The 25,939-nt window shown below is 60.8% G+C and carries 28 protein-coding genes; 12 read left to right on the top strand and 16 right to left on the bottom strand.

Annotation, left to right across the window (positions count from 1 at the left end):
- Nucleotide 1 precedes the first annotated feature (1 nt).
- Nucleotides 2–1,786 carry a GMC family oxidoreductase gene (locus AACW30_RS31100; protein ID WP_106576012.1) on the bottom strand — a complete coding sequence of 595 codons (1,785 nt, stop codon included), beginning with the start codon at nucleotides 1,784–1,786 and terminating at the stop codon, nucleotides 2–4.
- A gap of 2 nt (nucleotides 1,787–1,788) precedes the next feature.
- The gene (locus AACW30_RS31095; RefSeq protein ID WP_200624175.1) at nucleotides 1,789–2,541 is read right to left on the bottom strand and encodes a gluconate 2-dehydrogenase subunit 3 family protein; all 753 of its coding nucleotides are present in this window, start codon (nucleotides 2,539–2,541) and stop codon (nucleotides 1,789–1,791) included.
- A 272-nt stretch (nucleotides 2,542–2,813) separates the two neighbouring features.
- Between AACW30_RS31095 and AACW30_RS31090 the strand changes: the two genes are divergently transcribed.
- Nucleotides 2,814–3,500, top strand: coding sequence for a dual specificity protein phosphatase family protein (locus tag AACW30_RS31090; protein WP_200624174.1), 687 nt, complete (start codon nucleotides 2,814–2,816; stop codon nucleotides 3,498–3,500).
- Nucleotides 3,501–3,506: 6 nt separating this feature from the next.
- Here AACW30_RS31090 and AACW30_RS31085 read toward each other — a convergent pair whose 3' ends face one another.
- A complete protein-coding gene (locus tag AACW30_RS31085; RefSeq protein WP_065902760.1) occupies nucleotides 3,507–3,779 on the bottom strand; it encodes a YheV family putative zinc ribbon protein in 273 nt (90 codons plus the stop codon).
- Nucleotides 3,776–5,875 carry an oligopeptidase A gene (gene prlC, locus AACW30_RS31080; RefSeq protein ID WP_200624173.1) on the bottom strand — a complete coding sequence of 700 codons (2,100 nt, stop codon included), beginning with the start codon at nucleotides 5,873–5,875 and terminating at the stop codon, nucleotides 3,776–3,778. The genes AACW30_RS31085 and prlC overlap by 4 nt, the downstream gene beginning before the upstream one ends.
- 54 nt (nucleotides 5,876–5,929) lie before the next feature.
- On the opposite strand from prlC, the gene AACW30_RS31075 reads away from it, so the two are divergent.
- A complete protein-coding gene (locus AACW30_RS31075) occupies nucleotides 5,930–6,472 on the top strand; it encodes a gamma carbonic anhydrase family protein (RefSeq protein ID WP_106576008.1) in 543 nt (180 codons plus the stop codon).
- Complete coding sequence (locus AACW30_RS31070; RefSeq protein WP_119741294.1) at nucleotides 6,469–7,128, top strand: HAD family hydrolase; 660 nt, start codon at nucleotides 6,469–6,471, stop codon at nucleotides 7,126–7,128. Before AACW30_RS31075 ends, AACW30_RS31070 begins: the two co-directional genes overlap by 4 nt.
- A gap of 94 nt (nucleotides 7,129–7,222) precedes the next feature.
- Here AACW30_RS31070 and AACW30_RS31065 read toward each other — a convergent pair whose 3' ends face one another.
- Complete coding sequence (locus AACW30_RS31065) at nucleotides 7,223–8,266, bottom strand: aminopeptidase (RefSeq protein WP_200624172.1); 1,044 nt, start codon at nucleotides 8,264–8,266, stop codon at nucleotides 7,223–7,225.
- Between the two features lie 142 nt (nucleotides 8,267–8,408).
- On the opposite strand from AACW30_RS31065, the gene AACW30_RS31060 reads away from it, so the two are divergent.
- Nucleotides 8,409–8,831 carry a PA0061/PA0062 family lipoprotein gene (locus AACW30_RS31060; RefSeq protein WP_106576005.1) on the top strand — a complete coding sequence of 141 codons (423 nt, stop codon included), beginning with the start codon at nucleotides 8,409–8,411 and terminating at the stop codon, nucleotides 8,829–8,831.
- Here the strand turns inward: AACW30_RS31060 and AACW30_RS31055 are convergent, their stop codons facing one another.
- Together AACW30_RS31055 and AACW30_RS31050 are read right to left on the bottom strand one after the other, a co-directional pair.
- Nucleotides 8,832–9,071 carry a DUF1161 domain-containing protein gene (locus tag AACW30_RS31055; RefSeq protein ID WP_010207769.1) on the bottom strand — a complete coding sequence of 80 codons (240 nt, stop codon included), beginning with the start codon at nucleotides 9,069–9,071 and terminating at the stop codon, nucleotides 8,832–8,834.
- 249 nt (nucleotides 9,072–9,320) lie between these two features.
- On the bottom strand, nucleotides 9,321–9,752 hold the full coding sequence (locus AACW30_RS31050; protein ID WP_027608131.1) for an OsmC family protein: 432 nt from the start codon (nucleotides 9,750–9,752) through the stop codon (nucleotides 9,321–9,323).
- Nucleotides 9,753–9,968: 216 nt separating this feature from the next.
- Here AACW30_RS31050 and AACW30_RS31045 point away from each other — a divergent pair, with 216 nt between their 5' ends.
- Complete coding sequence (locus AACW30_RS31045; protein ID WP_106576004.1) at nucleotides 9,969–10,970, top strand: LLM class flavin-dependent oxidoreductase; 1,002 nt, start codon at nucleotides 9,969–9,971, stop codon at nucleotides 10,968–10,970.
- Between the two features lie 61 nt (nucleotides 10,971–11,031).
- On the opposite strand, the gene AACW30_RS31040 is transcribed toward AACW30_RS31045, so the two are convergent.
- Entirely contained in the window at nucleotides 11,032–11,259 is a 228-nt protein-coding gene (locus tag AACW30_RS31040; protein ID WP_106576003.1) for a DUF1161 domain-containing protein, read from the bottom strand.
- A 115-nt stretch (nucleotides 11,260–11,374) separates the two neighbouring features.
- Nucleotides 11,375–11,590: a dodecin gene (locus tag AACW30_RS31035; protein ID WP_003187305.1), complete on the bottom strand. Its 216-nt coding sequence runs from the start codon at nucleotides 11,588–11,590 to the stop codon at nucleotides 11,375–11,377.
- Between the two features lie 154 nt (nucleotides 11,591–11,744).
- On the opposite strand from AACW30_RS31035, the gene AACW30_RS31030 reads away from it, so the two are divergent.
- Nucleotides 11,745–12,071: a DUF883 family protein gene (locus AACW30_RS31030; protein WP_003170746.1), complete on the top strand. Its 327-nt coding sequence runs from the start codon at nucleotides 11,745–11,747 to the stop codon at nucleotides 12,069–12,071.
- An 8-nt stretch (nucleotides 12,072–12,079) separates the two neighbouring features.
- Here AACW30_RS31030 and AACW30_RS31025 read toward each other — a convergent pair whose 3' ends face one another.
- Complete coding sequence (locus tag AACW30_RS31025) at nucleotides 12,080–12,976, bottom strand: LysR family transcriptional regulator (RefSeq protein ID WP_200624171.1); 897 nt, start codon at nucleotides 12,974–12,976, stop codon at nucleotides 12,080–12,082.
- A 109-nt stretch (nucleotides 12,977–13,085) separates the two neighbouring features.
- On the opposite strand from AACW30_RS31025, the gene trpB reads away from it, so the two are divergent.
- The 3 genes from trpB to AACW30_RS31010 all read left to right on the top strand — a co-directional run bounded on the left by trpB (nucleotide 13,086) and on the right by AACW30_RS31010 (nucleotide 15,709).
- Nucleotides 13,086–14,312, top strand: a complete 1,227-nt coding sequence (trpB, locus tag AACW30_RS31020) for a tryptophan synthase subunit beta (protein ID WP_200624170.1) — start codon at nucleotides 13,086–13,088, stop codon at nucleotides 14,310–14,312.
- Nucleotides 14,312–15,121 carry a tryptophan synthase subunit alpha gene (gene trpA / locus AACW30_RS31015; protein ID WP_200624169.1) on the top strand — a complete coding sequence of 270 codons (810 nt, stop codon included), beginning with the start codon at nucleotides 14,312–14,314 and terminating at the stop codon, nucleotides 15,119–15,121. Before trpB ends, trpA begins: the two co-directional genes overlap by 1 nt.
- Nucleotides 15,122–15,259: 138 nt before the next feature.
- Nucleotides 15,260–15,709, top strand: coding sequence for an anti-virulence regulator CigR family protein (locus AACW30_RS31010; RefSeq protein ID WP_106575999.1), 450 nt, complete (start codon nucleotides 15,260–15,262; stop codon nucleotides 15,707–15,709).
- Nucleotides 15,710–15,914: 205 nt separating this feature from the next.
- Here AACW30_RS31010 and AACW30_RS31005 read toward each other — a convergent pair whose 3' ends face one another.
- The 6 genes from AACW30_RS31005 to AACW30_RS30980 all read right to left on the bottom strand — a co-directional run bounded on the left by AACW30_RS31005 (nucleotide 15,915) and on the right by AACW30_RS30980 (nucleotide 21,599).
- A complete protein-coding gene (locus tag AACW30_RS31005; protein ID WP_200624168.1) occupies nucleotides 15,915–17,225 on the bottom strand; it encodes an MFS transporter in 1,311 nt (436 codons plus the stop codon).
- 112 nt (nucleotides 17,226–17,337) lie between these two features.
- The gene (gene dgoD / locus AACW30_RS31000; RefSeq protein WP_017137927.1) at nucleotides 17,338–18,486 is read right to left on the bottom strand and encodes a galactonate dehydratase; all 1,149 of its coding nucleotides are present in this window, start codon (nucleotides 18,484–18,486) and stop codon (nucleotides 17,338–17,340) included.
- A gap of 61 nt (nucleotides 18,487–18,547) precedes the next feature.
- The gene (locus AACW30_RS30995) at nucleotides 18,548–19,168 is read right to left on the bottom strand and encodes a 2-dehydro-3-deoxy-6-phosphogalactonate aldolase (protein ID WP_106575997.1); all 621 of its coding nucleotides are present in this window, start codon (nucleotides 19,166–19,168) and stop codon (nucleotides 18,548–18,550) included.
- Nucleotide 19,169: 1 nt separating this feature from the next.
- Nucleotides 19,170–20,129: a 2-dehydro-3-deoxygalactonokinase gene (locus tag AACW30_RS30990; RefSeq protein WP_200624167.1), complete on the bottom strand. Its 960-nt coding sequence runs from the start codon at nucleotides 20,127–20,129 to the stop codon at nucleotides 19,170–19,172.
- Nucleotides 20,130–20,291: 162 nt separating this feature from the next.
- A complete protein-coding gene (locus AACW30_RS30985) occupies nucleotides 20,292–20,618 on the bottom strand; it encodes a DOPA 4,5-dioxygenase family protein (protein ID WP_106575995.1) in 327 nt (108 codons plus the stop codon).
- Nucleotides 20,619–20,648: 30 nt separating this feature from the next.
- Nucleotides 20,649–21,599 (bottom strand): choline sulfate utilization transcriptional regulator, encoded by a 951-nt coding sequence (locus AACW30_RS30980; protein ID WP_119741280.1) that lies wholly within the window; start codon nucleotides 21,597–21,599, stop codon nucleotides 20,649–20,651.
- 103 nt (nucleotides 21,600–21,702) lie between these two features.
- Here AACW30_RS30980 and betC point away from each other — a divergent pair, with 103 nt between their 5' ends.
- The 3 genes from betC to AACW30_RS30965 all read left to right on the top strand — a co-directional run bounded on the left by betC (nucleotide 21,703) and on the right by AACW30_RS30965 (nucleotide 25,892).
- Nucleotides 21,703–23,217 (top strand): choline-sulfatase, encoded by a 1,515-nt coding sequence (betC, locus tag AACW30_RS30975; protein ID WP_200624166.1) that lies wholly within the window; start codon nucleotides 21,703–21,705, stop codon nucleotides 23,215–23,217.
- 18 nt (nucleotides 23,218–23,235) lie between these two features.
- The gene (choX, locus tag AACW30_RS30970; protein ID WP_124416082.1) at nucleotides 23,236–24,150 is read left to right on the top strand and encodes a choline ABC transporter substrate-binding protein; all 915 of its coding nucleotides are present in this window, start codon (nucleotides 23,236–23,238) and stop codon (nucleotides 24,148–24,150) included.
- Between the two features lie 173 nt (nucleotides 24,151–24,323).
- The gene (locus tag AACW30_RS30965) at nucleotides 24,324–25,892 is read left to right on the top strand and encodes a SulP family inorganic anion transporter (protein WP_200624165.1); all 1,569 of its coding nucleotides are present in this window, start codon (nucleotides 24,324–24,326) and stop codon (nucleotides 25,890–25,892) included.
- Nucleotides 25,893–25,939: the final 47 nt, after the last annotated feature.

Here is a 25,939-nt window from a genome sequence, read left to right as displayed (position 1 = left end):
CTTATGCCTGAACCAGTGGGCCGGGGTTTTTCAGGTACTGCTCGCGGATCGCCCGCGCCGACCAATAGGTCAGTGCCGCCACCAGGCCGGTAGGGTTGTAGCCCAAGCCCTGTGGGAAAGCTGACGCGCCTGGGACAAACACGTTGTGTACGTCCCAGCTCTGCAGGTAGCGGTTCAACGCACTGGTTTTCGGGTCGGTGCCCATGATCGCGCCACCGTTGAGGTGAGTGGTCTGGTAGGCCGCTGTGTTGAAGTGCTCACCGACCTTTTTGCCGAGCACAGCAATGGCCTTGGGGTTCATCGCTTCGGCGACCTTGCCCATTTTCTCCATCATGAAGCGGTTCATCTTGATGTCGTTTTCCTGCCAGTCAAACGTCATCCGCAGCAATGGGAGGCCGTAGGCATCGCGGTACACCGGGTCCAGATCCAGGTAGTTGCCCCGGTAGGATTGGTGCGCGCCGTGGGCGTCCATCGACACCTGGTGGGTGTAGTAATCGGCGGTGGCGCGTTTCCACGCACTGCCCCAGGCCGGCGTACCGGGTGGGTTGGACGTACCGGCAATCGGCCGGCTGCCCGCCTGGTTGACCCACATCGGCGAACCGCCGACGAAACCGTGTGGCCCGTGGTCGAAGTTATCCGCGTTGAAGTCATCAAGGGCCACGCCGTTGCCGCCCGCACCGATGAAGTTATTGGTGTGGGTGTCCTTGTCGAAGAAGGCTTTGATGGTACCCATGTTCTGGTAGGCGAAGTTGCGGCCCACCACGCCCTCATTGGTAATCGGGTCGTAGGGTTTGCCGATACCCGAGAGCAACATGAGGCGCACATTGTTGAACTGGAAAGAGCCGATGATCACCAGGTCAGCCGGCTGCTCGCATTCGCGCCCCTGGGCGTCGATATAGGTCACGCCGGTGGCCTTGCTCTTGGTGCTGTCGAGGTTGACCTTGAGCACGTGGGAATTGGCCCGCAGCTCAAAGTTCGGTACCTGACGCAGCGCCGGCAGGATGTTCACATTCGGCGAAGCCTTGGAGTACATGTAGCACACGTAGCCGCTGCAGAAACCGCAGAAGTTGCACGGGCCCATCTGTGCGCCGTAGGGGTTGGTGTACGGCCCCGACGTATTGGCAGACGGCAGGTTGTAGGGTTTGTAACCAACCTCGGCGGCCGCTTTCTGAAACAGCTGTGCGGAGACGGTGTTTTTCTGCGACTCCAACGGGAACGGGTTGGAGCGATCCGGCGCATACGGGTTGCCACCACGGCCTTCGCCCACCACCTGACCTTTTACGGTCCAGGCCTGGCCGGAGGTGCCGAAGACTTTTTCCGCGTAGTCGAAAAACGGTTCCAGCTCTTCGTAGCTGACGCCGAAGTCCTGGATGGTCATGTCCTTGGGAATGAAGTTTTTGCCGTAGCGCTCTTCGTAGTGGCTGCGCATGCGCAACTCGATAGGGTCGACACGAAAGTGCACGCCCGACCAGTGCAGGCCCGCGCCGCCCACGCCATTGCCCGGCAGAAACGCACCCAGCTGGCGGTTGGGCAGGGCGACGTCATTCACGCTATGGCGAATGGTCACCGTTTCTTTGGAGATGTCCTGGAAGAGTTTTTTACGCACGCTGTAGGTCAATTCGTCGATGACCTGCGGATAGTTGCCGTCCGGGTAGGTGTCCTGCATCGGGCCGCGCTCCAGCGCTACCACGTTGAGGCCAGCTTCCGTGAGTTCCTTGGCCATGATCGCGCCAGTCCAGCCGAAGCCCACGATCACCGCATCCACTTTCTTCATGATGGTCGCCACGTTTATGCCCTCTCGCCGCGAATGGAAACAGCCGGGAAGGGGTATTGCTCGTTGCGTTCAACCCAGTCCATAAAGTCGGCGCGGGCGCCGGGGAAGCCGATCATGGTCCAGCCAACCATGCCTTTGTTGCCGCCGTGGATCGGGTCGCAGAAGAACCCTTCCTTGGTGTTTTGCAGCAGCAAGTTGAAAAACATCTTTGCCGGCACTGTCTCAAAGTGCGCAGTCACTTCGCTGCCGCCTGCTTCAAGGCGGCGCAGCATATCGTCTTGGGTAGCGCTGTCTTGCGCAGCAAAAGCCTTGCCGTTGAACGCCTTCGACCACGCATCCGTCGCGGCAATGCCCAGGCGATAAATATCCTTGGGCACCAGCTTGCTCTGCCAGCCCATCTCCGGGGCCGCATCGGCGTTGAACGGGCCCTGCATGAACCACAGCGCGCCCGCGGCGTAAGGCGTATTCATCTGGCGGTCGATGTATTCCGGCGCACCGGCCTCCAGGGCGCCAGGGCCTTGGGCATCAGCGGGAATCAAACGCGCGACCGCGGCGTTGAGAAACGCCCACTCTTCGGCGGTGAAGTAGCCGGGTTCGTAGGCTTTGTCGCTGACCGGCGGTTTAGCCTCGGCAGCCTGCACCGGTTCCGGCGTAGCCATCAGCATCGAACCACCAAAGCCGGTGCTGGCAACCGTGACCACCGGGATCAAGGTCAAGGATTTGCGCAAAAAATCACGCCGGGGGTTGTCTTGATCTTGATCAGACATGGGTGCACCTCATCATGTGGTCACGGGTTTATCAGCCGCTTCTGGGAGCAGCGTGAAGGCTTGCCAGGAAATGGGATCCAAAAGGATAGAACACAGTGGCAAACAATAGTTACAAATGATAGCAGGCAAGAATTGAGAAGAATCCGTTCAGCGAGAAAAACAGCAGATCAGATCGGCCTTCACGATTCTTTGACGAGTACCTCACGCCGCATTGACCCCGCGTAGGCGAATCTTTGGCCCATCAGCCATTTCCCTATTCGGTTACAACGCACATGTTCGAGACTCGATTGCTGCCTGCCCTCGGCATGGCGTTCCTGGCCTTGTTCGCCACCGCGCACGCCCGGGCTGACGGCGCCTCCTCCCTACGCTCACCGGAGTGGGCCCAGCCTGTGGGCGACCAGTTCAATCTGCACCAAATGACGCCCACGCTGTATCGCAGCGCGCTGCCCAACAGCAATGCGCTTCCCGTATTGGAAAATCTGAAGATCGCCACGGTGATCAACTTTCTGCCGGAATCTGATGCGACGTGGCTAAAGACATCTGATATCAAACAGGTGCAGCTGACTTATCGCACCAATCACGTCGACGATTCGGACGTGCTCGCGGCATTAAGGGCCATCCAGGATGCAGAAACCAAAGGCCCGGTGCTGATGCACTGCAAACACGGCTCGGACCGCACAGGTCTGATGGCGGCGATGTACCGCGTGGTGATCCAGGGCTGGAGCAAGGAAGATGCGCTGAACGAAATGACCCTGGGCGGTTTTGGTACCAGCAACGGTTTCAGGGACAGTGTTCGCTACATGATGAAAGCCGATGTCGACAAGTTGCGTACGGCCTTGGCGAATGGCGATTGCAGCACCAGTGCGTTTGCCCTGTGCTCGATGAACAGTTGGCTCAACACGGCCAATAGCAGCCGTGTCGACACCAAAAAAGACGCTGAACTGGTGCTGACACCCTGATGGGCGTCAGTCTTTTTTCAGCTTAGGATTGGGAAAAAACTGCACGGCCTGCACCTTCGGGTCCGGCGCTTTCAATGCCGATGTATTCACCCGCGTGCCCAATTCCTTGGGCACCGACAGACCTTGGTCATTCAACGTGTCGGTATAACCGCAGGCTACACATTCGCGGTGCGGCACGTTGTCTTCGGTCCACATCTTCAACTTGTCTGGCTCACTGCACGCCGGGCAGACCGCCCCGGCGATAAATTGCTTTTTGGTAATCACAGGCCCTTCGCTCATGCTGCCGCGTCCTCACTCAGGCCGCTGTGGCGCAAGAGTGCGTCAATCGACGGCGCACGTCCGCGGAAGTCGACGAACAGCACCATCGGTGCCTGCGAACCGCCGCGCGCCAGAATGGCTTCGCGGAAGGCGCGGCCGGTCTCGGCGTTCAGCACACCGTCTTCTTCAAACTTGGAGAAGGCATCCGCCGACAGTACTTCCGCCCACTTGTAGCTGTAGTAACCCGCCGCGTAACCGCCGGCAAAGATATGCGCGAAGCTGTTAGGGAAGCGGTTGTACGCCGGTGGACGCATGACCGAGACCTCATCGCGCACGCCTTCAAGCACCTGCGCAACGCTGCGGCCATCGCCGTGGGTGGCATGCAGCTCGAAGTCGAACAGCGAGAATTCGAGCTGGCGCACCATCATCAGGCCGGACTGGAAGTTCTTCGCCGCGAGCATTTTTTCCAGCAGGTCCTGGGGCAGCGGCTCGCCGGTTTCATAATGACCGGAGATCAGCGCCAGGCCTTCCGGCTCCCAGCACCAGTTCTCCATGAACTGGCTCGGCAATTCCACCGCATCCCAGGCCACGCCGTTGATGCCGGAAACGCCGGCGTGTTCGACACGGGTCAGCAGGTGATGCAGGCCGTGGCCGAATTCGTGGAACAGCGTGGTCACTTCATCGTGGGTCAGCAGGGCAGGCTTGCCGCTGTCGGCCGGGGTGAAGTTGCACACCAGGTTAGCCACCGGGCTTTGCAGCACGCCGTCAACCGTGCGGCGACGGTCACGCGCGCCGTCCATCCAGGCGCCGCCACGCTTGTTGGCGCGGGCGTACAGGTCGAAGAAAAAGCGGCCGACGTGCTGGCCATTTTCCTTGATTTCGAACAGGCGAACGTCCGGATGCCAGGTGTCGAAACCTTTTTGCTCGGCAATCTCGATGCCGTACAGGCGCTGAACGATGGCAAACAGGCCGCCCAACACTTTGTCGATCGGGAAGTAGGCGCGCAGGGCTTCCTGGGACACGCTGTAGCGCTGCTCGCGGAGCTTTTCGCCGTAGAAACCACTGTCCCAGCTTTGCAGATCGGCACAGCCTTGTTCGGCGGCATACGCCTTGAGCTGTTGCAGGTCCTGGGCGGCAAACGGCTTGCTGCGCTTGGCCAGGTCGCGCAGGAAGCTCAGCACCTGGTCGCTGGACTCGGCCATTTTGGTCGCCAGGCTCAGCTCGGAGAACGACGCATAGCCCAGCAGTTGGGCCAGCTCCTGACGCAGGTCGAGGATCTGTTCCATCACCGGGCCGTTATCATTCTTACCGGCATTCGGGCCTTGGTCCGACGCGCGGGTGCAGTAGGCCGCGTAAACCTCTTCGCGCAGGGCGCGGTCGTGGGCGTAGGTCATTACCGCGTAGTAGCTGGGGAATTCCAGGGTGATCAGCCAGCCATCGAGGCCTTTGGCCTGGGCGGCGGCGGCCATTTGCGCCTTGGCCGAATCGGTCAGGCCGGCGAGGGTGGCTTCATCGGTGACGTGCTTGGTCCAGGCCTGGGTGGCATCCAACAGTTGGTTGGAAAATTTGCTGCCCAGCTCGGACAGCTTGCTTTGCACTTCGGCGTAGCGCTTTTGCTGCTCAGGCGGCAAATCGATACCCGACAGGCGGAAGTCGCGCAGCGAGTGCTCAAGGATAGTTTTTTGCGCCACGTCAAAATCGGCAGCCTCGGGGCTGTTGGCCAAGGCTTCGAAGGCCTGGAACAGTGCGCGGTTCTGGCCCATCTCGGTGGAGTAGGCGCTCAATGCCGGCAGGCAAGCCTCGTAGGCTTCACGCAATTCGGCGCTGTTGCACACGGCATTGAGGTGGCTGACCGGGCTCCAGGCGGCGCCCAGGCGGTCATTCAATTCGTCCATTGCCAGCACCAGGCCAGCCCATGTCGGATGTTTACCCTGGCTTTGCAGGATGCCTTCGATGGCAACACGGTTGTCGGCGAGGATCTGTTCGATGGCCGGTTGCACGTGCTCGGCACGGATCGCCGAGAACGGCGGCAGGTCGTAGGACTGCAGAAGAGGGTTGTTCGCGCTCACGGTGGGCACCTTGGCTGAAGAAACATGTAAGAACAAAGATGGGGCCATCTTAATTACAATCAACACCCACCGCAGCTATCAGCAGAAGAGAGAGAGGCTATCGTGACCCTTCGCACCTATCAGAACCACACGCCAACCCTGGGCGCCGGGGCTTTTGTCGATATTTCGGCGGTGGTGATCGGCGATGTCGAAATCGGCGCCGACAGCTCGGTTTGGCCGCTGACGGTGATTCGCGGCGACATGCACCGCATCCGTATCGGTGCGCGCACCAGCGTGCAGGACGGCTGCGTGTTGCACATCACTCATGCCGGGCCATTCAACCCGGACGGCTTCCCGCTGCTGATCGGCGATGACGTAACCATCGCCCACAAGGTCATGCTGCATGGCTGCACGGTGGGCAACCGCATCCTGATCGGCATGGGCAGCATCGTGATGGACGGCGCCGTAGTGGAGGACGACGTGATCATCGGCGCCGGCAGCCTGGTGCCGCCGGGCAAGAAGCTCGACAGCGGTTTTTTGTACGTGGGCAGTCCGGTTAAACAAGTCCGCGCGCTGACTGACAAGGAACGCGCCTTTTTCACCTACAGCGCGGCGAACTACGTGAAGCTCAAAGACCTGCACCTGGCTGAAGGATTTGATCAATGACCCAGCGTTACCAAACCGTCCTGTTCGACCTGGATGGCACCCTGACCGACCCGCGTGAGGGCATCACCCGTTCGATCCAGTACGCCCTCGCCAAACTCGGCATTGACGAACCGGACCTGACCCAGCTGGAACACTTCATCGGCCCGCCGTTGCTGCAAGCCTTCATGCAGTTCTACGGTTTTGACGAGGCCAAGGCGTGGGAGGCGGTGAATTTCTATCGCGAGCGCTTCAAGGTTACCGGGCTGTATGAAAACCGCGTGTTCGACGGCGTGATGCCGCTGCTCGAAGCGCTCAATGGCCAGGGCCGCCAGCTGTATGTGGCCACATCCAAGCCTTGGGTATTCGCCCGCGAGATTGCCCGGCACTTCGATTTTGCCAAGCACTTCAAGGTGATCTACGGCAGCGAGCTGGACGGCACGCGCACCAACAAAGTTGAGTTGATTGCGCATTTGATGAATGAAGAGGGCCTGGACCCGGCGACCACGTTGATGATCGGGGATCGCAAGCATGACCTGATCGGCGCGCGCAGCAATGGGCTTGACTCGGCGGCGGTGGGGTATGGGTTTGGCAGTTTTGAAGAGTTGAGCGCTGAGGCGCCGACTTGGCATTTTGAGACGCTGGATGAGATGCATCAGGCGTTTTTGCAGCGCGCTTGATACCGCTTTCGCGAGCAAGCCCGCGCCCACACTGACCGAGTTTCAACATGAGCATGCGGTCGAATGTGGGCGCGGGCTTGCTCGCGAAGAGGCCCTAGTGGCCACCGCCCACCAACTGCCGCAACGCCGCCTTCCGCTGCTCCACCGGCAACCCACCCAGCTTCTCCACCGCTGCATAGAACTTCACCCAGTCCCCGCCTTCCTGCGCAAACAACGCCGCAAACGCCGGCACCCATTGGTCATACAGCCCAAACGGCAGCAACCGCGCGTTGTTCATCGGTTGGTTGATCCACATGTCGTAACGTTTATCACCTCCCCACTGGCTATCGCGCATTTGCCGGTAATCGCTGCGCAAACGCTCGAACTCCGCCGCCTTGGCCTGTCGCATCACATCAACTGCCAAGGGCTGTGCGTAGAGCTTTTCGAGGCGTTTACGGGTATCCAGCACCAATCGGATAAATTGATCACGCTGCTGCAACGCTGCATCGCTCAGAGGCGCCAAACCCCGCGCCGCACGCCACTGACGCGTGCCTTCCTGCTCGACGAAGTTGGCATACGACTCGTTGAACTCGGTGTCGTCCTTCACATAAAAACGCTGGTGCGCCAGCTCATGAAAAATCAGTGTGGCCAGACGCTCATCGCCCCAGTTCATCATCGAATTCATGATCGGGTCGTTGAACCAGCCCAAGGTGGAATAAGCCTCGACGCCACCAATCGACACGTCCATGCCTCGTTGCTGCAGCAACGCCGCCTCACCGCGCGCCGCGCCCTGGTTGTAATAACCGCGATAGGCGACGCATCCGGCAATCGGGAAGCAATGGGTTTCGGGAGAGAGGGAAAATTCCGTCGTGGCGAATACATTCCAGACTACGTAAGGCCGGCCAATGTCCGCGTACAACCTGTAACTCTGGTTGTCGGGCAAGTGCAGGTGCTCACTGGCGAACGTGCGGGCTTTTTGCGACTGCACCAAGTGCTCACGCAATACCTGTGGGCGAGAAGGGTCGGCAATCACCTCGGCAACCGGCTCACGGGCTCGCAGCAATTGCCATTGGCCGCTGGCGAGCTGGCTGTAATAACTGACACTCGAGCAGCCGCTGAGCAGCACCGCCATCAACCCTGGAAGAAAACGCCTCAACATGCTCCGACTGCTCCTGGGTAATTTGCTCGCCAGCCTATCCTGCCTGCACGGAATTTTTCCATGGCGTAGCGTGTTTATACTCAAGAGGAGTCTGCTGCCATCGGTGCCGGGCTCAATTCCTTCCTACCGTTGAGTGCCTGCCATGCGCCAGCTCCTGTTACCTGTCACCGTCCTGTTTCTCAGCGCCTGTGCTTCTACGCCGATTCCTCCGGTGGATCCGCACCAAGCCTGGGTCGACTTCGCCACCCCGACACCCGGCGCCAAACTGGTGATGGCCCAGCGCCTGGACGGCAAGAATCTGAATGACGGGCGTTTTTTCCAAGTGCCACCCGGCAGCCACGAGCTGATGGTGCGCTTTGATTTCGAAGTGAACACGGGTACAGGCTTTGGCGGGCTGGACCAGACGCACGACCGCACCTGTTTCATGACCCTGCAGTACGACAATTTCCAGGCAGGCCAGCGCTATGTGCTGGAAGGGCGCTCGCTGGCCTTCACGCCCAACATTCGGCTGTATAACTCAGCGCGTCAGTTGCTGGCGCAGGAACGCAGCGTGAACTGCATCTGATCAGTCGTTGTTCTTCTGATAAACGATGGCTTTGGTGCCGTTTTCACAGCTGCCGACGACCATGGCGCTGTCATGCTTGTCTGCTTCTTCCTTGCTGACGATTTCCAAGGTGTAGGACGGCACGGCGTTAGCCTGGATCTTGACCTCGATCTCTTTTCTAAGCTCTTCACAATCTTTTGGAGCGGCCACGGCCGAAGTGGCCAAAACACCGCAGATGATCGCCAAGGCAAAACGTTTCATGTGTGAAGCTCCCTGAATGCATGCGCACGAGTGTGCACCTAGCTGCATAGGCTATAGGACCACATAGGGGAAACACGAGTTCTGATTTAAAGCAGAACTAAATGTGGGAGTGGGCGTGTGTGAAACTGGCTTGCCTGCGATGGCAGCGCCTCGGTGCAACTGCAAAACTGAGGTGTACCTATCGCGGGCAAGCGCGGTTCTTACACACACCCACTCCCACACTGGATCTACGCTGCTACGCAGACCGCATTAGCTGACGAGCGTGGCATCCAGGCTGATCTTGGCATTCAGCACCTTGGACACCGGGCAGCCTTCCTTCGCCTTCTTGCTCAGTTCGTCGAACTGCGCCTGGCTTGCGCCCGGGATCTTGGCTTTCAATACCAAATGCACGGCAGTAATCGCAAAGCCACCGTCGACCTGGTCCAGCGTCACTTCGGCCTGGGTGTCGATGCTGTCAGCCTTGAGGCCGGCGTCGCCCAGAATCATCGAAAACGCCATGGAGAAGCAGCCGGCGTGCGCCGCACCAATCAGTTCCTCAGGGTTTGTGCCCTTGCCGCCTTCGAAACGGGCCTTGAAGCCGTAGGGCGCTTCGCGCAGTACGCCGGTTTCAGTGGAAATGGAACCCAGGCCTGTCTTCAGATCACCTTCCCAATGCGCGGATGCTTTTTTAACGATACTCATAGCGGTCTCCTCGAACGGTGGTTTTGCTTCAGTAAGGTTCTGAGGATAGAAGCTCTGGCAAAGTTCATCTTGTCGGAGAAACCTAGCATTCCAGTAGGAAATTTCCCCACCTGCTATTGAATCTCGGGTATATGCCCTCATTGCATAGAACATGCACATGAAGCGGCAGGTTTTGGTTCGTCTATAAGCCTGCGCACCTATTGGAGAAGCAGGCTTATGAAATCGCTGTCCGACGTGAAATTCTCGACCCTGGACCTGGTGCCCGTGCGCGCCAACGGCAGCCCGGCGCAGTCGTTGCGCAATTCCCTGGACCTGGCCCAGCACGTGGAAAAGTTTGGCTACAACCGTTTCTGGGTCGCCGAACACCACAACATGGATGGCATCGCCAGCTCTGCCACCTCGGTATTGCTCGGCTACCTGGCCGGTGGCACCTCGACCATCCGTGTCGGCTCCGGCGGCGTAATGCTGCCCAACCATGCACCGTTGGTGATCGCTGAGCAGTTCGGCACCCTGGAAAGCCTGTATCCGGGCCGGATCGACCTGGGCCTGGGCCGCGCGCCGGGTTCTGATCAGATGACCGCCCGCGCCCTGCGCCGCGAACGCTCGGGCAGCGCCGACGACTTCCCTGATGATGTGGCCGAGCTGATGGCTTACCTGGGCCCTCGCACGCCGGATCAACGGGTTATTGCCGTGCCGGGCACCGGAACCAACGTGCCCGTGTGGTTGCTCGGCTCCAGTTTGTTCAGCGCGCAATTGGCCGGTGAGCGCGGTTTGCCCTACGCGTTCGCCTCGCATTTCGCACCACGCCTGATGCATGAAGCTATTCGCGTGTACCGCAATCACTTCAAGCCTTCAGCCGTATTGGACAAGCCCTACGTGATGCTGGGCATCCCGCTGGTGGCCGCCGATACCGACGAGCAGGCCGATTACCTGGCCACCTCGGTGTACCAGCGCATCCTCGCGCTGATGCGCGGGCAAAGCCTGGTGCAACGTCCGCCGGTCAAGACCATGGACGGCCTGTGGCTGCCCCATGAAAAAGACGCGGTTGGCAGCTTCCTCGGCCTGGCAATGGTCGGCAGCCCGGCGAAGATCCGCGCGAAACTGGACGTGCTGGTTGAGCAGACCGGTGCCGATGAGCTGATCTTTACCTGCGACCTGTACGAGCATGCCGACCGGATTCATTCCTACGAGCTGCTGGCGCAGTTGATGAAGGGCTAACATCGGCAGGCAAAAAAAAACGACGCACCTGTGCGTCGTTTTTTATGTCTGGAGCAAGGGGTTAACCGCGCTTGTAGACGATTTCCTTGGTGCCGGCTTCGCAGCTACCGACGACTTTGTGGTCGCTGGGTGCCGCGCCTTTGTCTACCACCTCCAGCGAGTAACCCGAGGCGCCCTTGGCGTCGATTTTCGCTGCGATTTCGCCTTTCAGCTCTTCACAAGGCTTGCCCGCCGCCAGGGCTGTGCCCGCAATGCTCAACAAACCTACCGCTAACAGGAACTTCTTCATCCGTTACTTTCCTTGCGCTGATCGAAAAGAGCGTGCCGACGCTTTCGCATCGGCACCCATTGGTTGTAGCGCAGGTTATGGCAATCGGCCAGTCGGCAAAGTTCAACCGACGTGATCAACTACTGGCGATTCGGAATCCCACCTTGAGCGTGACCTGGAAGTGCGCGGCCTTGCCGTCCTTGATGTGCCCACGGGTTTCAGTCACTTCGAACCATTCCAGGTGCTTGATGCTTTTGTTCGCTTCGGCGAGGGCATTGTTGATGGCGTCTTCGATGCTGGTCGCCGACGAACCCACCAATTCGACTTTCTTGTACGTGTGATGATCAGACATGGCGTTTCTCCTGAGGTCTTTAGTGAGCGTAGCAGTCAATGTTCGTACTGCTTCTGGCGACTATTCCCACTCAAAAGTTCAGATTTACTGCACTTTCTGAAAACGCTGGAGTCGGTATCTACACATGCCACTCAATCACTTCAGGAGAGTCCACATGGCCAACACTTCTTTACGCAAAGCGTCGCTGGAAAGCATGGAAGCCGAGATTTCGAGCCTTCTCAAGTCCCTTGAGAGCCTTAAGGACGATGCGTCCGACGAGTCGCGCAAAACGCTGAAGGCCCTGAAAAGCAATGCCGAGAATGCCCTCAAGCACTCCCGTCATCTGATCAGCGATGCCTACGAAGAAAGCAAAGTCAAAATCCGCGAAACCGGTGTTGCAACCCGGGACTACGCACAAGAGCATCCATGGACTACCGCCGGCGTCGCCGTTGGCGCGCTGGGTCTGCTGGCGGCTTACCTGCTGTGCAAACGCGGCGACTGAAATACCGGCTACATCGGCTGGCGCAACAGCTCTGCCTTGAGCCACTGCGCCAGTTGACCCGCGCGCCCGTCTGCGGCGCGCTTGGGTAGCCACAGCGCCAGGTGCGCCGGGGTTTCGCTGAAACCCCACGGCGCCACCAGGCGACCCGCACGCAGGTCCTCTGCCACCAGCGGTTCTGGTGCAATTGCCACCCCAAGCCCTGCCACTGCCGCCTCCAGTAAATAATACAAATGCTCAAACCCCTGGCCGTGTTTCAACGCGCCGGGTGCGATGCCGTATTGCTGCGCCCAACTGGGCCAGGCTTGCGGGCGCGAGGTGGTGTGCAACAAGGCTTCGCCGCACAGGGCTTGCGCCGGGGCTTGGCGCAAACGCTCGTAACCGGCGAAGCGCGGGCTCATCACCGGGCCGATGCGCTCACTGGCCAACTCGTACACCTGCATGTCCGCCGGCCACGGCGGCTCAGCGAACACCAGCAGGGCGTCGAGGCCGGGACGCCTGGGGTCGAGATCGCCGTCACCTGCTGACAGGTGCAAGCGCAAGTCCGGCAGGTCGGCGTTCAAGCGGCCCAGGCGCGGGATCAACCAACGCGCCAACAAACTGCCCGAACAGCCCAGCACGAACGGCGCGTCGGCGCTGGCCTGGGTCAGCTCGGCGCAGACATCCCTCAAACGTTCGAACGCCTCTGCGCTGGCATCGCGTAGCCGAACACCGGCATCTGTGAGTTTAAGGCCGCGTCCATCTTTGGCGAACAGGCTGACACCCAAATGCTCCTCCAGCACCTTCAACTGGCGGCTGACGGCGCCGTGGGTCACATGGAGTTGCTCGGCAGCCTGGCTAACGCTGTTGAGCCGGGCTGTGGCTTCAAATGCACGCAAGGCATTGAGGGGTGGAAGGTCTCGGCTCATCTGTGAGTTTTCCTGACAGGTTGCGGCGATCTTATCGGTTTTCAGCGTAGCGCGTCAGGGGTAGAGTGGCGCTCATTGCCTCTCCTCACATTCTTTACTGGAGCGCCCCATGACTCAGTCCCAGACCGATCTACGCAACGGCCCAGACGCCAACGGCTTGTTTGGCGCGTTCGGCGGCCGCTACGTCGCTGAAACCCTGATGCCGTTGATCCTCGACCTGGCCCGCGAATACGAAGCGGCCAAGATCGATCCGGCATTCAACGAAGAATTGGCCTACTTCCAGCGCGACTACGTCGGACGTCCAAGCCCGTTGTATTTCGCTGAGCGTCTGACTGAATTCTGCGGCGGCGCCAAGATTTACCTCAAGCGCGAAGAGCTCAACCACACCGGCGCGCACAAGATCAACAACTGCATCGGCCAGATCCTGCTGGCGCGGCGCATGGGCAAGAAACGCATCATCGCCGAGACCGGCGCCGGCATGCACGGCGTGGCCACCGCCACCGTGGCCGCGCGCTTTGGCCTCGACTGCGTGATCTACATGGGCACCACCGACATCGAGCGCCAGCAGGCCAACGTGTTCCGCATGAAGCTGCTGGGCGCCGAAGTGATCCCGGTGGTCGCCGGCACCGGCACCCTCAAAGACGCGATGAACGAAGCCCTGCGTGACTGGGTAACCAACGTCGACGATACCTTCTACCTGATCGGCACCGTAGCCGGCCCACACCCCTACCCGGCGATGGTGCGCGACTTCCAGGCCGTGATCGGCAAAGAAACCCGCGACCAACTGCAAGCCCAGGAAGGCCGCCTGCCGGACAGCCTGGTGGCGTGCATCGGCGGCGGCTCCAATGCCATGGGCCTGTTCCACCCGTTCCTGGATGACACCAGCGTCGAGATCATCGGCGTTGAAGCGGCCGGCCACGGCATCGAAACCGGCAAGCACGCCGCCAGCCTAAACGGTGGCGTACCTGGCGTGCTGCACGGCAACCGCACCTTCCTGCTGCAGGATGACGACGGCCAGATCATTGACGCCCACTCGATTTCCGCCGGTCTCGACTACCCGGGCATCGGCCCTGAACACGCCTGGTTGCATGACATCGGCCGTGTCCAGTACACCTCGGTGACCGACGACGAAGCCCTCGAGGCGTTCCACAAATGCTGCCGCCTGGAAGGGATTATTCCTGCACTGGAAAGCGCCCACGCCCTGGCTGAAGTGTTCAAACGCGCACCGAACCTGCCGAAAGATCACCTGATGGTGGTCAACCTCTCCGGCCGTGGCGACAAAGACATGCAAACCGTGATGCACCACATGGAACAGTCGAAGCAGGAGAAACACTGATGAGCCGCCTGCAAACACGTTTTGCGCAACTCAAAGAACAAAATCGCGCCGCCCTGGTGACTTTCGTCACTGCCGGCGACCCGGGTTATGACACCTCGCTGGCGATCCTCAAAGGCCTGCCGGCAGCTGGTGCCGACGTGATCGAGCTGGGCATGCCCTTCACCGACCCGATGGCCGACGGCCCGGCGATTCAGCTGGCCAACATCCGCGCGCTGGAAGCCAAGCAGAACCTGGCGAAAACCCTGCAGATGGTTCGCGAGTTCCGCAAAGACAACAACGACACGCCGCTTGTGCTGATGGGCTACTTCAACCCGATCCACAAATATGGCGTGCCACAGTTCATCAGCGACGCCAAGGAAGCCGGCGTAGACGGCCTGATCGTGGTCGACATGCCGCCTGAGCATAACGGCGAGCTGTGCGACCCGGCCCAGGCAGCAGGCATCGACTTTATCCGCCTGACCACGCCGACCACCGATGACGTGCGTCTGCCGACCGTGCTCAATGGCAGCTCCGGCTTTGTGTACTACGTGTCGGTGGCCGGTGTGACCGGTGCCGGTGCGGCCACCCTGGAGCACGTTGAAGAAGCCGTGACTCGCCTGCGTCGGCATACCGATCTGCCGATCAGCATTGGCTTTGGTATCCGCACGCCGGAACAGGCCGCCGCTATCGCGCGCCTGGCAGACGGTGTGGTGGTCGGTTCGGCGTTGATCGATCACATCGCCACTGCCAAAAATGATCAGCAGGCAATTGATGGCGTGTTGACCTTGTGCGCGGCGCTGTCGGAAGGCGTTCTCAACGCCCGTAAGTAAACGCCGTGTAGCAGTAGGTAAAGTTCCTGATACAGAGGAATCATACTGTCGAATCAGTACCTAAACTGACAAGACCAAGGGATTTCGAGCCCGGTTCGAAATCCCTTTTTTGTTCGTGCAGTACTGAGGAAACACCCCATGAAAATGCCTAAACGCTTGATCGCTGGTCTCGGCGTGCTGATGCTCGGCGCGAGTGCCTTGGTGCAGGCCGCGCCGCCCGACCAACGGGGCGATGACAATGGCCCTGGCCGTGGCGGTCCGCAAGGCCAGCACGAGCAACGCGGCGATGACCACCGTGGCCCGCAGGACAACCGTCGCGGCCCGCCTCAGGACTTCGGCCCGGTACGGCAGATCATCCACGACAACCACGGCCAGTTCGCCCGTGGCGCACCGCCGCCACCGAATGTACGCCTGGTCCGCGGCCAGCCACTGCCACGCGGCTACTACGGCGAACGCCTGGACAACCGCGCCCTGGCACGCCTGCCGGTTTACCAGGGTTATGAATGGCGCCGTTCCGGCCCGGACGTGGTCTTGATCGCAGTCGGCACCGGCATCGTCTACGAGATTCTGGACGGCGTACTCAACTAATCCCTCGCACTACCCTGTGGTGAGCGGGCTTGTCGTGGCGACGGAGCTTGGCGTGGTGAGCGGGCTTGCCCCGCGTTGGGGTGCGAAGCGCCCCCGGAACCGGATAACGCGGTGTCCCTGAAAGACCGCAGTAGCCTTGATGGGGCTGCTGCGCAGCCCAACGCGGGGCAAGCCCGCTCGCCACAGGAGGCCCGCTCGCGACAGGCTATTGCTTCAGTTCTATACGTTCGACTTTGCCTACAAGCAACACATAGGACAGCGCGCCCAACAACGCCAGCACCGCAATGTAGGTAATCGCCGGCGCAAACGAATCACCACTGGCCAAAAAGCCAATCACAATCGGGGTAGTAATCGCCGACAAGTTACCGATGAAGTTAAACACTCCACCGGTCAACCCCAGCAGCCGCGCCGGCGCCAAGGTCGATACCAGCGACCAGGTAATCGACGCCAAACCATTCCCAAAGAACGCCACCGCCAGAAACGCAATCACCCACGCCGTCGAATCCACATAGTTGGCGCCAATGATCGCCGTGGAAATCAACAGCCCACCAATAATCGGCAACTTACGCGCAAAGCCTACCGACGTGCCGCGGCGAATCAGCCAGTCAGAAAACAGCCCCGAACACAGCACACCCACAAACGCCGCCAGAAAGGGCAGCGACGCCAGCAAGCCCGACTTGATGAAGTCCATGCCGCGATATTTCACCAGGTAGGTCGGGAACCACGTCAGAAAAAACCACAACGTGGAGTTCAGGCAGAACTGCCCCAGGTAGATGCCCCACAGTTTGCGCTTGCTCAGTACGATCCCAAGATCGACCCAACTGAAAGGCGCCTTGACCGCCTTGGCCTGCATATCCACCAGCCCGCCGCCTTCGCGAATCAGCTCGATTTCAGCCGCATTGGCGCCTTTGAAGTCCTTCGGCTCGCGGTATACCGCGTACCAGATCAGCGCCCACACAATGCCCACGCCACCGGTGGCGACAAACACCATGTGCCAGCCGAACGCGTGTTGCAGCCAGGCCAGTACCGGCGTGAGAAACGCCAGCCCGACAAACTGGCCGGAGGTGTAAACGCCAATGGCCGTGGCACGCTCGCGTTCGGGAAACCAAGTGGTGACCACGCGACTGTTGATCGGATAGGCCGGCGCTTCCAGCGCGCCGACCGCCATGCGCAGCACAAACAGCGCGATAAAGCTGGCGGCAAAACCGAGCATCACGGTGGCAATCGACCACAGCAGCAAGGCCACGGTGTAGAGAATGCGGGGCGGCACCCGGTCCACCAGCCAGCCGCCGGGGATCTGCATGGCGGCGTAGGTCCAGCCGAACGCCGAGAAGATCAGCCCGACATGCACCGGGTCGATGCCCAGCTCGCTGGTCAGCGCCGGGGCGGCAATCGACAGGTTGCTGCGGTCGAGGTAGTTGATCACCACGGTGATAAACAGCAGCACCATGATGAAGAAACGCTTTCTGCTGGGCGTGACGAGAGAAGCCTGCCCGGTGAAGGATTCAGGGTGCATGGGGGGTTGCCTCTTCTTATGTTTATTGAGGACAGGTCTTACTGAGTAAACCGGGATGTGGGAGGGGGCAAGCCCCCTCGCACATTTTGTGTCCGATTTCGTCAGGGGTTGATCACCACTCGGCAAAGCTGCCGTCGGCATGCCGCCAGATCGGGTTGCGCCAGCGGTGGCCGATAGCCGCGCGCTCGATCACGTATTCCTCGTTGATCTCGATACCCAGGCCTGGCCCGTTGGGGATTTTCACAAAGCCTTTGTCATAGTCGAACACGCCCGGGTCACGCACATAGTCGAGCAGGTCGTTGCTCTCGTTGTAGTGGATGCCCAGGCTTTGTTCCTGGATAAACGCGTTGTAGCAAACCGCGTCCAATTGCAGGCAGGCCGCCAGGGCGATCGGGCCGAGCGGGCAGTGCAGGGCCAGGGCCACGTCGTAGGCTTCGGCCATGTTGGCGATCTTGCGGGTTTCGGTAATGCCGCCGGCGTGGGAGGCGTCCGGCTGGATGATGTCGACGTAACCTTCGCTGAGCACGCGCTTGAAGTCCCAGCGCGAGAACAGGCGCTCGCCCAAGGCAATCGGCGTGCTGGTCAGCGGCGCCAGTTCTTTGAGCGCTTCGTAGTTTTCGCTGAGCACCGGTTCTTCGATAAACATCAGTTTGTAAGGGTCGAGTTCTTTCATCAGCACCTTGGCCATGGGCTTGTGCACGCGGCCATGGAAGTCGACGCCAATGCCGACGTTCGGGCCCACCGCATCGCGCACGGCGGCAACGTTAGCCAGGGCCAGGTCGACTTTTTCGAAACTGTCGACAAACTGCAGCTCCTCGGTGCCGTTCATTTTCACGGCAGTGAAGCCACGGGCCACGGCCTCTTTGGCGGCACGCGCGGTATCGGCGGGGCGGTCGCCGCCGATCCATGAATACACGCGAATCTTGTCGCGCACCTGGCCGCCCAACAGGTCGCTGACCGACACGCCGAGCGCCTTGCCCTTGATGTCCCACAGCGCCTGGTCGATACCGGCGAGAGCGCTCATGTGCACGGCGCCGCCCCGGTAGAAGCCGCCGCGATAGAGCACCGTCCAGATGTCTTCGATATTGCGTGGGTCTTTGCCGATCAGGTAGTCGGAAAGTTCTTCGACAGCCGCCGCCACAGTGTGCGCGCGGCCCTCGACCACAGGTTCACCCCAGCCGGTCACGCCCTGGTCGGTTTCGACCTTTAGGAAGCACCAGCGCGGCGGGACGATGAAGGTGGTCAGTTTGGTGATTTTCATCTTCTTATCTCTCTTGTCGATGCAGCGCCGAGGGCGCAAAACTTGCGTTCTTTTCAGGGCATCAATTCAGCGCATTCCAGGCGGCGACATACGCCTGGGCACTGCTCGCCACCTGACCCACAGACATGCCCGGCTTGAACAACCCGGACCCCAGGCCGAAGCCCTTGGCGCCTGCGTCGAAATACACCTGCATGTTGTCCGGGGTCACGCCGCCGACCGGCAGCAGCAATGTGCCGGCCGGCAATACCGCCAGCCACGCCTTGATCACTGCCGGGCCCATTTGCTCGGCCGGGAACAGCTTCAGCACGTCGGCGCCCTCGGCCAACGCGGCGAAGGCTTCGGTGGGCGTGGCCACACCCGGCGACAGGTACAAGCCCGCCGCTTTCGCGGCGCGTAGCACCTTGGCATCGCTGTGGGGCATGACGATCACTTGGCCACCGGCGGCTTTGACGTGCTCGACCTGCTCGGGCGTCAACACGGTGCCCGCGCCGATCAGGCAATCGGCGGGCAGGCTGTCGCGCAGCGTGCGGATGCTGGTGTAAGGGTCCGGCGAATTGAGCGGAACTTCGATCACGCGAAAGCCGGCCTGATAGAGCACTTGGCCGATTGCTTCAGCTTCGTCCGGCCGTACACCGCGCAGGATTGCGATCAAACCGTTGTGTGCGAGTGCTTGCTTGAGCATGTCAGGCCTCCAGGGCCGGTTGAGTGAGCCCGGCCGCCACGGCCAATTGCCACAGGCCGCGTTCGGTGGCGGCTTGCGCCAGGCTGACGTGGGCGAAGCCGCAGAGGGCGAGGGCGCGCTGGTAACGGGCGCAGAGCGCTGCGGTGCCGACCAGGACGATGGGCTTGTGTTTTGCAGGGGCCGGTAAACCGGCAAGTTCATGCCCGATCAGCAGGCCGGACAGGTAATCCGGTTGCTGGTCGGGAGCCAGTTCGGCGGTCAGCCCGAGTGTGCGGGCGCTGAACAATGTCGAGAGCACGCCACGCTGGCCGTCGTTGGAGAGTGCCACCTGCACGCCGCGATCAAAGGCCTCGGCCTGGAAGTGGTCGGAGGTTTTTTGCGTACGGCCGAGAATGCTGTGCTGGCTCAGCACGGCAAACAGTTCGCCGGTCATGAAGGTGTCAAAGTGTGTGATGCAGCCATCCACCACCTCGACCCATTTGGAATGACTGCCCGGCAGGCCGATCAATACCTCAGCCGCGAGGCCTTGCAGCACGCCCAGCACCTGGGTTTCTTCGCCGCGCATCACATTGGGCAAGCCCACCTGTTCGATCACGCCGGGCACGATATGCACCGTCACGCCGCGCAGGCTGCGCACGCTGTGCAGCGCCTGGCCGAGGCTCGCGACATCGACCGGCGTGTTGCGATACGCCGCTTCACTCCAGCCCTGGGCACTGCCGACCATGCCGCAGGCGATCACCGGCAAGTCGGGCTGGGCGTCGAGCCAGTCGCCGCAGGCCGCGTCAAACGCCAACTCGAAGCCATCACTGCAACACACGCCGGCAATGTGCCGGGGTTCGCTGGGCAGGTGCATGATGCCGAACGCCAGTGCGCGCTGGTCGAGCACCTTGCCGGCTGGGCCGAGTTTATAAGCACGAAGGGAGCTGGTCCCCCAGTCGAGCGCGATCAATTGCGCCTGCATCGCTTCACCTGAAATGAGTGGGTGCTGAAAAAAGCAGATGGGCGAATATAAACCTATGACTGGCGATATCTCAATATATAAATAACAGTCCCATATAGTGGGCTAAATCATAAAAAATCCCACCGCCTCTGCCCAAGGGGATGGGATTTTTATACGCACTGGTTAAAAAATAGACAGGTCCAGCTCGCGCATCGCGCCCATCCAGATCGCGTAATCGGTGTGATCCTTCAGGTCATCGCCGGTATCAGGGTGCAGGAACACCACCAGCCCCTCGCGATGCAAAGCCAGCCATGGCAACACCACACCGATGTATTCCGGCTCGAACGCCAGCTGGCAACTCCAGTCCGGGTGCGGGCCCACCGGGCGTTCATGCACGCGGCCCATGCGCAACGGAAACAGCTTGGCCGCGTCCTCGCAGAGCTGGCGCGCCTGGTCGATGGTGCTGGCGTCGAAGTAGATATGAGCGTGGTAGCCCTTGATACGTTGCATGGCGAAATCCGGATCCAATATGCGCCGATCCTAGACCGCAATCGACGGCAGGGCCAGCCCGGTCAGCGACTGTGCGCTGCGGGCTTGCTCGGCCACCAGCCAGTCGACAAAGCGTTCGACCAACTGCCCCCGACGTTTGCGCTGGGGCTGGACCACGTAATAACCGAAGCGTGAGATCACCGTGTCGCTGATCGGCCGACACAGCCAGTTCTGCTCCAGCAGGTTATCCACCAAGTGGCGCCAGCCAATGGCCACGCCCTGGCCGGCAATCGCGGCCTGGATCAACAGGGTGTAGTTGTCGAAGCGCAGTTGGCCGGGTGTGGGCGCGGTGGTAATGCCCAGCTCGCGAAACACGCCGCTCCAGTCGAACCATTGGCTATTGTTTTCCTGGCGCAGGTGCAGCAGCGGACAGTCCTGCAGCGTCTGCACGGTCAGCGGCGTGGTCTGGTCCTTGAGCCATTGCGGGCTGCACACCGGGAACACTTCCTCGTTGAACAGCCAGAGGCTGTCGCCCTGTTTGAAACGTCCATCGCCAAACAACACCGCCACGTCGATATCGCTGCGCAAAGTGGCATGGTTGCGTTCGCTGGTGACCAGGCTCACGTCTACCTGCGGGTTGGCCTGGTGAAAGCGGTGCAGGCGCGGCATCAGCCAATAGGCGGCGAAGGCGAAGTCGGTGGCCACTTGCAGCACTTCATGCTGGTCCTGCTGGGTGATCGCGCTCAGGCCTTGGTTGATGGTCTGCAACCCGCCTTGCACATGCTCGAACAGCAGGGCGCCGGCATCGGTCAATTCAATGCCACGGTAAATGCGATCAAACAGGCGAATCGCCAGCTGTTCTTCGAGGCGCTTGATCTGCTGGCTAATGGCAGGCTGGGTAGTGCCCAGCTCCATGGCCGCAGCAGTGAAGCTGCGATGACGCGCCGCCGCCTCGAACGCGCGCAGCAGGTCGAGGGATACATCGCCGAGGGCTTCATACATAAGCTGTGCTTATCCTAGACATTGCTTTTCATGGGCTTTACCCCATTTTCCATGGGCCGCATGCTCATTCGCATAAACACCGCCTATGGAATGCCGAAGACTCATGAAGCGCAAGAACATTCTTTTCATCATGGCCGATCAAATGGCCGCGCCGCTGCTTCCGTTCTACGGACCTTCCCCGATCAAACTGCCAAACCTGAGCCGCCTCGCCGAACAGGGTGTGGTGTTCGACGCCGCCTATTGCAACAGCCCGCTGTGCGCGCCATCGCGGTTCACGCTGGTCAGCGGCCAGTTGCCGAGCAAGATCGGCGCCTACGACAACGCGGCAGATTTCCCTGGCGATGTGCCGACTTACGCCCACTACCTGCGCCGCCTCGGCTACCGCACCGCGCTGTCGGGCAAGATGCACTTCTGCGGCCCTGACCAGTTGCACGGCTATGAAGAACGCCTGACCAGCGACATTTACCCCGCCGACTATGGCTGGGCGGTGAACTGGGATGAGCCGGACGTGCGCCCCACCTGGTATCACAACATGGCATCGGTGCTGCAAGCCGGCCCGTGCGTGCGCACCAACCAGCTGGATTTCGACGAAGAGGTGGTGTTCAAGGCCCAGCAGTACCTGTTCGACCATATCCGCAATGAGGGTGACCAGCCGTTCTGCCTGACCGTGTCGATGACTCACCCACACGACCCGTACACCATTCCCAAGGCGTTTTGGGACCTGTACGACGATGCCGACATCCCATTGCCTACGACGCCGGCCCAGGCCGACCTCGACCCGCATTCGCAGCGCCTGCTCAAGGTCTACGACCTGTGGGACAAGCCGCTGCCGCTGAACAAGATCCGTGATGCGCGCCGCGCCTATTTTGGCGCGTGCAGCTACATCGACAGCAACGTCGGCAAACTCCTGCAAACCCTGGAAGACACCGGCCTTGCCGATGACACGATCATCATCTTCTCCGGCGACCACGGCGACATGCTCGGCGAGCGCGGCCTCTGGTACAAAATGCACTGGTTTGAAATGGCCGCCCGCGTGCCGCTGCTGGTCAGTGCGCCGGGGCAGTTTGCGGCGGGCCGCGTAACCAAAGCGGTTTCCACGGCCGACCTGTTGCCGACGTTGGTGGAGCTGGCCGGCGGCGAGCTGGACCCACGCTTGCCGCTGGACGGACGCTCGCTGGTCCCGCACTTGCAGGGGCAGGGCGGGCACGACGAAGTGTTTGGCGAATACATGGCCGAAGGCACCATCAGCCCGCTGATGATGATTCGCCGTGGCGCGTACAAGTTCATCTACAGCGAGGACGATCCTTGTCTACTGTTCGATGTGCACAACGACCCGCACGAGCGGGAAAACCTCAGCCAGTCACCGGAACACCGGCCACTGTTCGAGGCGTTTTTGAGTGAGGCGCGGGCCAAATGGGACATCCCGGCGATCCACCAGCAGGTGCTCGCCAGCCAACGCCGTCGCCGCCTGGTGTTTGAGGCGCTGACCCAAGGCAAGCTGAAGAGCTGGGATCACCAGCCACTGGTGGACGCCAGTCAGCAATACATGCGCAACCACATCGACCTCGACGACCTGGAGCGCGAGGCACGTTACCCACAACCCTGCCAACACCCATAAATAGACAAAGGGAAGGCCATGCAAAAGTTGACTGTAGTGCTGGGCATGTTGGTGCTCAGTAGCGCCAATGCGTACGCGGACACTGGCTGCGACACGGTGAAGATGGCCGATCCAGGCTGGAGCGATATCGCCGCCACCAATGCCATCACCGGTTTTCTGTTGAACGGCATGGGCTACAAGGCCAAGGTCGACACCCTGGCGGTGCCGATCACTTTTGGCGGGCTCAAGGACGGCCAGGTGGATGTGTTCCTGGGCAATTGGATGCCGGCGCAGCAGGGCTTCTATGACAAGTTCGTGGCCAATGGCGATGTGGTGCAACTGGCAAAAAACCTCGACGGCACCGAGTTCACCCTCGCCGTGCCGGACTACGTATGGGACGCCGGGGTGCATGACTTTGCTGACTTGAACAAGTTTGCCGACAAGTTCGACAAGAAGATCTACGGCATCGGCTCCGGCGCGCCGGCCAATATCTCGCTGCAGGACATCATCAAGAAGAACGACTTCGACCTCGGCCAGTGGAAGCTGATCGAGTCGAGTGAACAGGCGATGCTGGCCGAAGTGTCGCGGGCGGTTAAAAAACAGAAATTCGTGACCTTCCTCGGCTGGACGCCGCACCCGATGAACGTGCAGTTGAAAATGCATTACCTCAAGGGTGGCGAGAAGTACTTCGGTGACACCGGCAGCGTTTATACCTTGACCCGCAAGGGCTATGCACAAGCCTGCCCGAATGTCGGAAAACTGCTGACCAACCTGAGTTTCACCCAGGAAATGGAGAACAGCATCATGGCGGAGGTGGTGAATAAAAAAGTCAGCAACGCTGATGCGGCGAAGGCGTGGATCAAGGCCAATCCGGCGGTGCTGGATAAGTGGCTCGATGGCGTAAAAACCGTGGACGGCCAGGATGCGTTGGCGGCAGTCAAAGCCAAGCTCTAACCCCCCGACATCGATCCTTTTGGGAACTGGCTTGTGTGGGAGCTGGCTTGCCCGCGATGCAGACAACTCGGTCTGTCAATTAGACAGAGATGATGCTATCGCAGGCAAGCCAGCTCCCACGGGGGGCTGTGTGTGCTGATACCCTGATGCAAACCTTTCGAACCGAGCCTTTCATGCCCCGGCCCAACCGACACACTCTCTTCCCCTTCCTCGCCTGGCTCCCGCGCCAAACCCGCGCCAGCGTCGGCCGGGACGCGATGGTTGGCTTAAGCGGTGCCGTGCTCGCGCTGCCGCAGTCGATTGCCTACGCGCTGATCGCCGGTCTCCCACCCGAATACGGCTTGTACGCCGCCATCGTCCCGGTACTGATCGCCTGTCTGTGGGGTTCCTCCTGGCACCTGATCTGCGGGCCTACCGCCGCCATCTCCATCGTGCTCTACGCCAGCGTCAGCCCCTTGGCCGTGCCAGGGTCGAAGGACTACATCACGCTGATCCTGCTGCTGACCGTCCTCGCCGGCGTTTTCCAGTGGCTGCTGGGTCTGCTGCGCTTCGGCGCGCTGGTCAATTTCGTCTCTCATTCGGTGGTGCTGGGCTTCACCCTCGGCGCGGCCGTAGTGATCGCCTTGGGGCAGTTGCCCAACCTGCTGGGGTTGGACCTGCCCAGCCAAGCCACAGCGATCAAGAGCTTGCTGGCGCTCATCGATCACGCCGGCGAATGGGACCACACCTCCCTCGCCTTGGGCCTGGGCACTTTGCTGGTGGGCGCGCTGCTCAAATACCGGGTGCCGCGCTGGCCAACACTGTTGATCGCCCTGGCCTTGGGCAGCCTGGCGGCGTGGTTGTGGCCGTCGATGTTCGGGCATGTGGCGCGCGTCAGTTCGTTTGTGGGCACACTGCCGCCGTTCAGCCCATTGCCAATGGACCTGGACATGCTCCTGCGCCTGCTGCCGAGCGCGGTGGCGGTGGGCATGCTCGGGCTGGTGACCAGTTTGTCGATTGCGCGCTCGCTGTCGGCACGTTCGCAGCAATTGCTCGACGCCAATCAGGAAGTCCGCGCGCAGGGCTTATCCAATATCGTCGGCGGGTTTTTCTCTGGCTACTTGTCGGCCGGTTCCTTTACACGCTCCGGCCTCAGTTACGAGGCGGGCGCTTGCTCACCCTTGGCGGGCGTGTTTTCCGCCGGCTGGGTGGCGTTGTTTGCCGTATTTGGGGCGGCATTGATCGCGCACATACCAATCCCCAGCATGGCCGCGAGCATCCTGCTGATTTGCTGGGGCCTGGTGGATCATCGCGGCATCCGCGCGCTGTTTCGCGTGAGCCGCGCAGAATTTGTGGTGATGAGCCTGACGTGCGTTGCCACCTTGCTGCTGGAGCTGCAAACGGCGATTTACGCCGGGGTGCTGGCGTCGCTGTTCTTCTACCTCAAACGCACCTCACAACCGCGTGTTCAGCAGTGGCGCGACGGTGATGAGGATGTATTGCGGGTGGGAGGCTCGATCTTTTTTGGCGCCAGCCATTACTTGCAAATGCGCCTGCAGAGCTTGCAGGGTGAGCGGGTGGTGATCGAAGCGCAGCAGATCAACTTTATCGACTATTCCGGGGTGGAGATGCTGCACCAGGAGGCGCGTCGATTGAAGGGGTTGGGGCGTAGCCTGACGTTGCGCAGGGCCAGGCCGCAGGTGGTGGAAGAGCTGAAAAAACTCGAAGGGGCCGACAACTGCCCCATCCATTTCGAAGAATAAACACGGTTAAACAATGTGGGAGCTGGCTTGCCTGCGATAGCGGTGGA

The sequence above is a fragment of the Pseudomonas sp. MF6747 genome (assembly GCF_963890955.1).
Classification (GTDB): Bacteria; Pseudomonadota; Gammaproteobacteria; order Pseudomonadales; family Pseudomonadaceae; genus Aquipseudomonas.
This window is presented reverse-complemented; position numbering and strand designations above follow the sequence as displayed.

Coding starts and splice junctions, on each gene's coding strand:
- AACW30_RS31095 (WP_200624175.1), bottom strand. CDS start 2,541: ATGTCTGATCAAGATCAAGACAACCCCCGGCGTGATTTTTTGCGCAAA.
- AACW30_RS31090 (WP_200624174.1), top strand. CDS start 2,814: ATGTTCGAGACTCGATTGCTGCCTGCCCTCGGCATGGCGTTCCTGGCC.
- AACW30_RS31085 (WP_065902760.1), bottom strand. CDS start 3,779: ATGAGCGAAGGGCCTGTGATTACCAAAAAGCAATTTATCGCCGGGGCG.
- prlC (WP_200624173.1), bottom strand. CDS start 5,875: ATGGCCCCATCTTTGTTCTTACATGTTTCTTCAGCCAAGGTGCCCACC.
- AACW30_RS31070 (WP_119741294.1), top strand. CDS start 6,469: ATGACCCAGCGTTACCAAACCGTCCTGTTCGACCTGGATGGCACCCTG.
- AACW30_RS31065 (WP_200624172.1), bottom strand. CDS start 8,266: ATGTTGAGGCGTTTTCTTCCAGGGTTGATGGCGGTGCTGCTCAGCGGC.
- AACW30_RS31060 (WP_106576005.1), top strand. CDS start 8,409: ATGCGCCAGCTCCTGTTACCTGTCACCGTCCTGTTTCTCAGCGCCTGT.
- AACW30_RS31055 (WP_010207769.1), bottom strand. CDS start 9,071: ATGAAACGTTTTGCCTTGGCGATCATCTGCGGTGTTTTGGCCACTTCG.
- AACW30_RS31050 (WP_027608131.1), bottom strand. CDS start 9,752: ATGAGTATCGTTAAAAAAGCATCCGCGCATTGGGAAGGTGATCTGAAG.
- AACW30_RS31045 (WP_106576004.1), top strand. CDS start 9,969: ATGAAATCGCTGTCCGACGTGAAATTCTCGACCCTGGACCTGGTGCCC.
- AACW30_RS31040 (WP_106576003.1), bottom strand. CDS start 11,259: ATGAAGAAGTTCCTGTTAGCGGTAGGTTTGTTGAGCATTGCGGGCACA.
- AACW30_RS31035 (WP_003187305.1), bottom strand. CDS start 11,590: ATGTCTGATCATCACACGTACAAGAAAGTCGAATTGGTGGGTTCGTCG.
- AACW30_RS31030 (WP_003170746.1), top strand. CDS start 11,745: ATGGCCAACACTTCTTTACGCAAAGCGTCGCTGGAAAGCATGGAAGCC.
- AACW30_RS31025 (WP_200624171.1), bottom strand. CDS start 12,976: ATGAGCCGAGACCTTCCACCCCTCAATGCCTTGCGTGCATTTGAAGCC.
- trpB (WP_200624170.1), top strand. CDS start 13,086: ATGACTCAGTCCCAGACCGATCTACGCAACGGCCCAGACGCCAACGGC.
- trpA (WP_200624169.1), top strand. CDS start 14,312: ATGAGCCGCCTGCAAACACGTTTTGCGCAACTCAAAGAACAAAATCGC.
- AACW30_RS31010 (WP_106575999.1), top strand. CDS start 15,260: ATGAAAATGCCTAAACGCTTGATCGCTGGTCTCGGCGTGCTGATGCTC.
- AACW30_RS31005 (WP_200624168.1), bottom strand. CDS start 17,225: ATGCACCCTGAATCCTTCACCGGGCAGGCTTCTCTCGTCACGCCCAGC.
- dgoD (WP_017137927.1), bottom strand. CDS start 18,486: ATGAAAATCACCAAACTGACCACCTTCATCGTCCCGCCGCGCTGGTGC.
- AACW30_RS30995 (WP_106575997.1), bottom strand. CDS start 19,168: ATGCTCAAGCAAGCACTCGCACACAACGGTTTGATCGCAATCCTGCGC.
- AACW30_RS30990 (WP_200624167.1), bottom strand. CDS start 20,129: ATGCAGGCGCAATTGATCGCGCTCGACTGGGGGACCAGCTCCCTTCGT.
- AACW30_RS30985 (WP_106575995.1), bottom strand. CDS start 20,618: ATGCAACGTATCAAGGGCTACCACGCTCATATCTACTTCGACGCCAGC.
- AACW30_RS30980 (WP_119741280.1), bottom strand. CDS start 21,599: ATGTATGAAGCCCTCGGCGATGTATCCCTCGACCTGCTGCGCGCGTTC.
- betC (WP_200624166.1), top strand. CDS start 21,703: ATGAAGCGCAAGAACATTCTTTTCATCATGGCCGATCAAATGGCCGCG.
- choX (WP_124416082.1), top strand. CDS start 23,236: ATGCAAAAGTTGACTGTAGTGCTGGGCATGTTGGTGCTCAGTAGCGCC.
- AACW30_RS30965 (WP_200624165.1), top strand. CDS start 24,324: ATGCCCCGGCCCAACCGACACACTCTCTTCCCCTTCCTCGCCTGGCTC.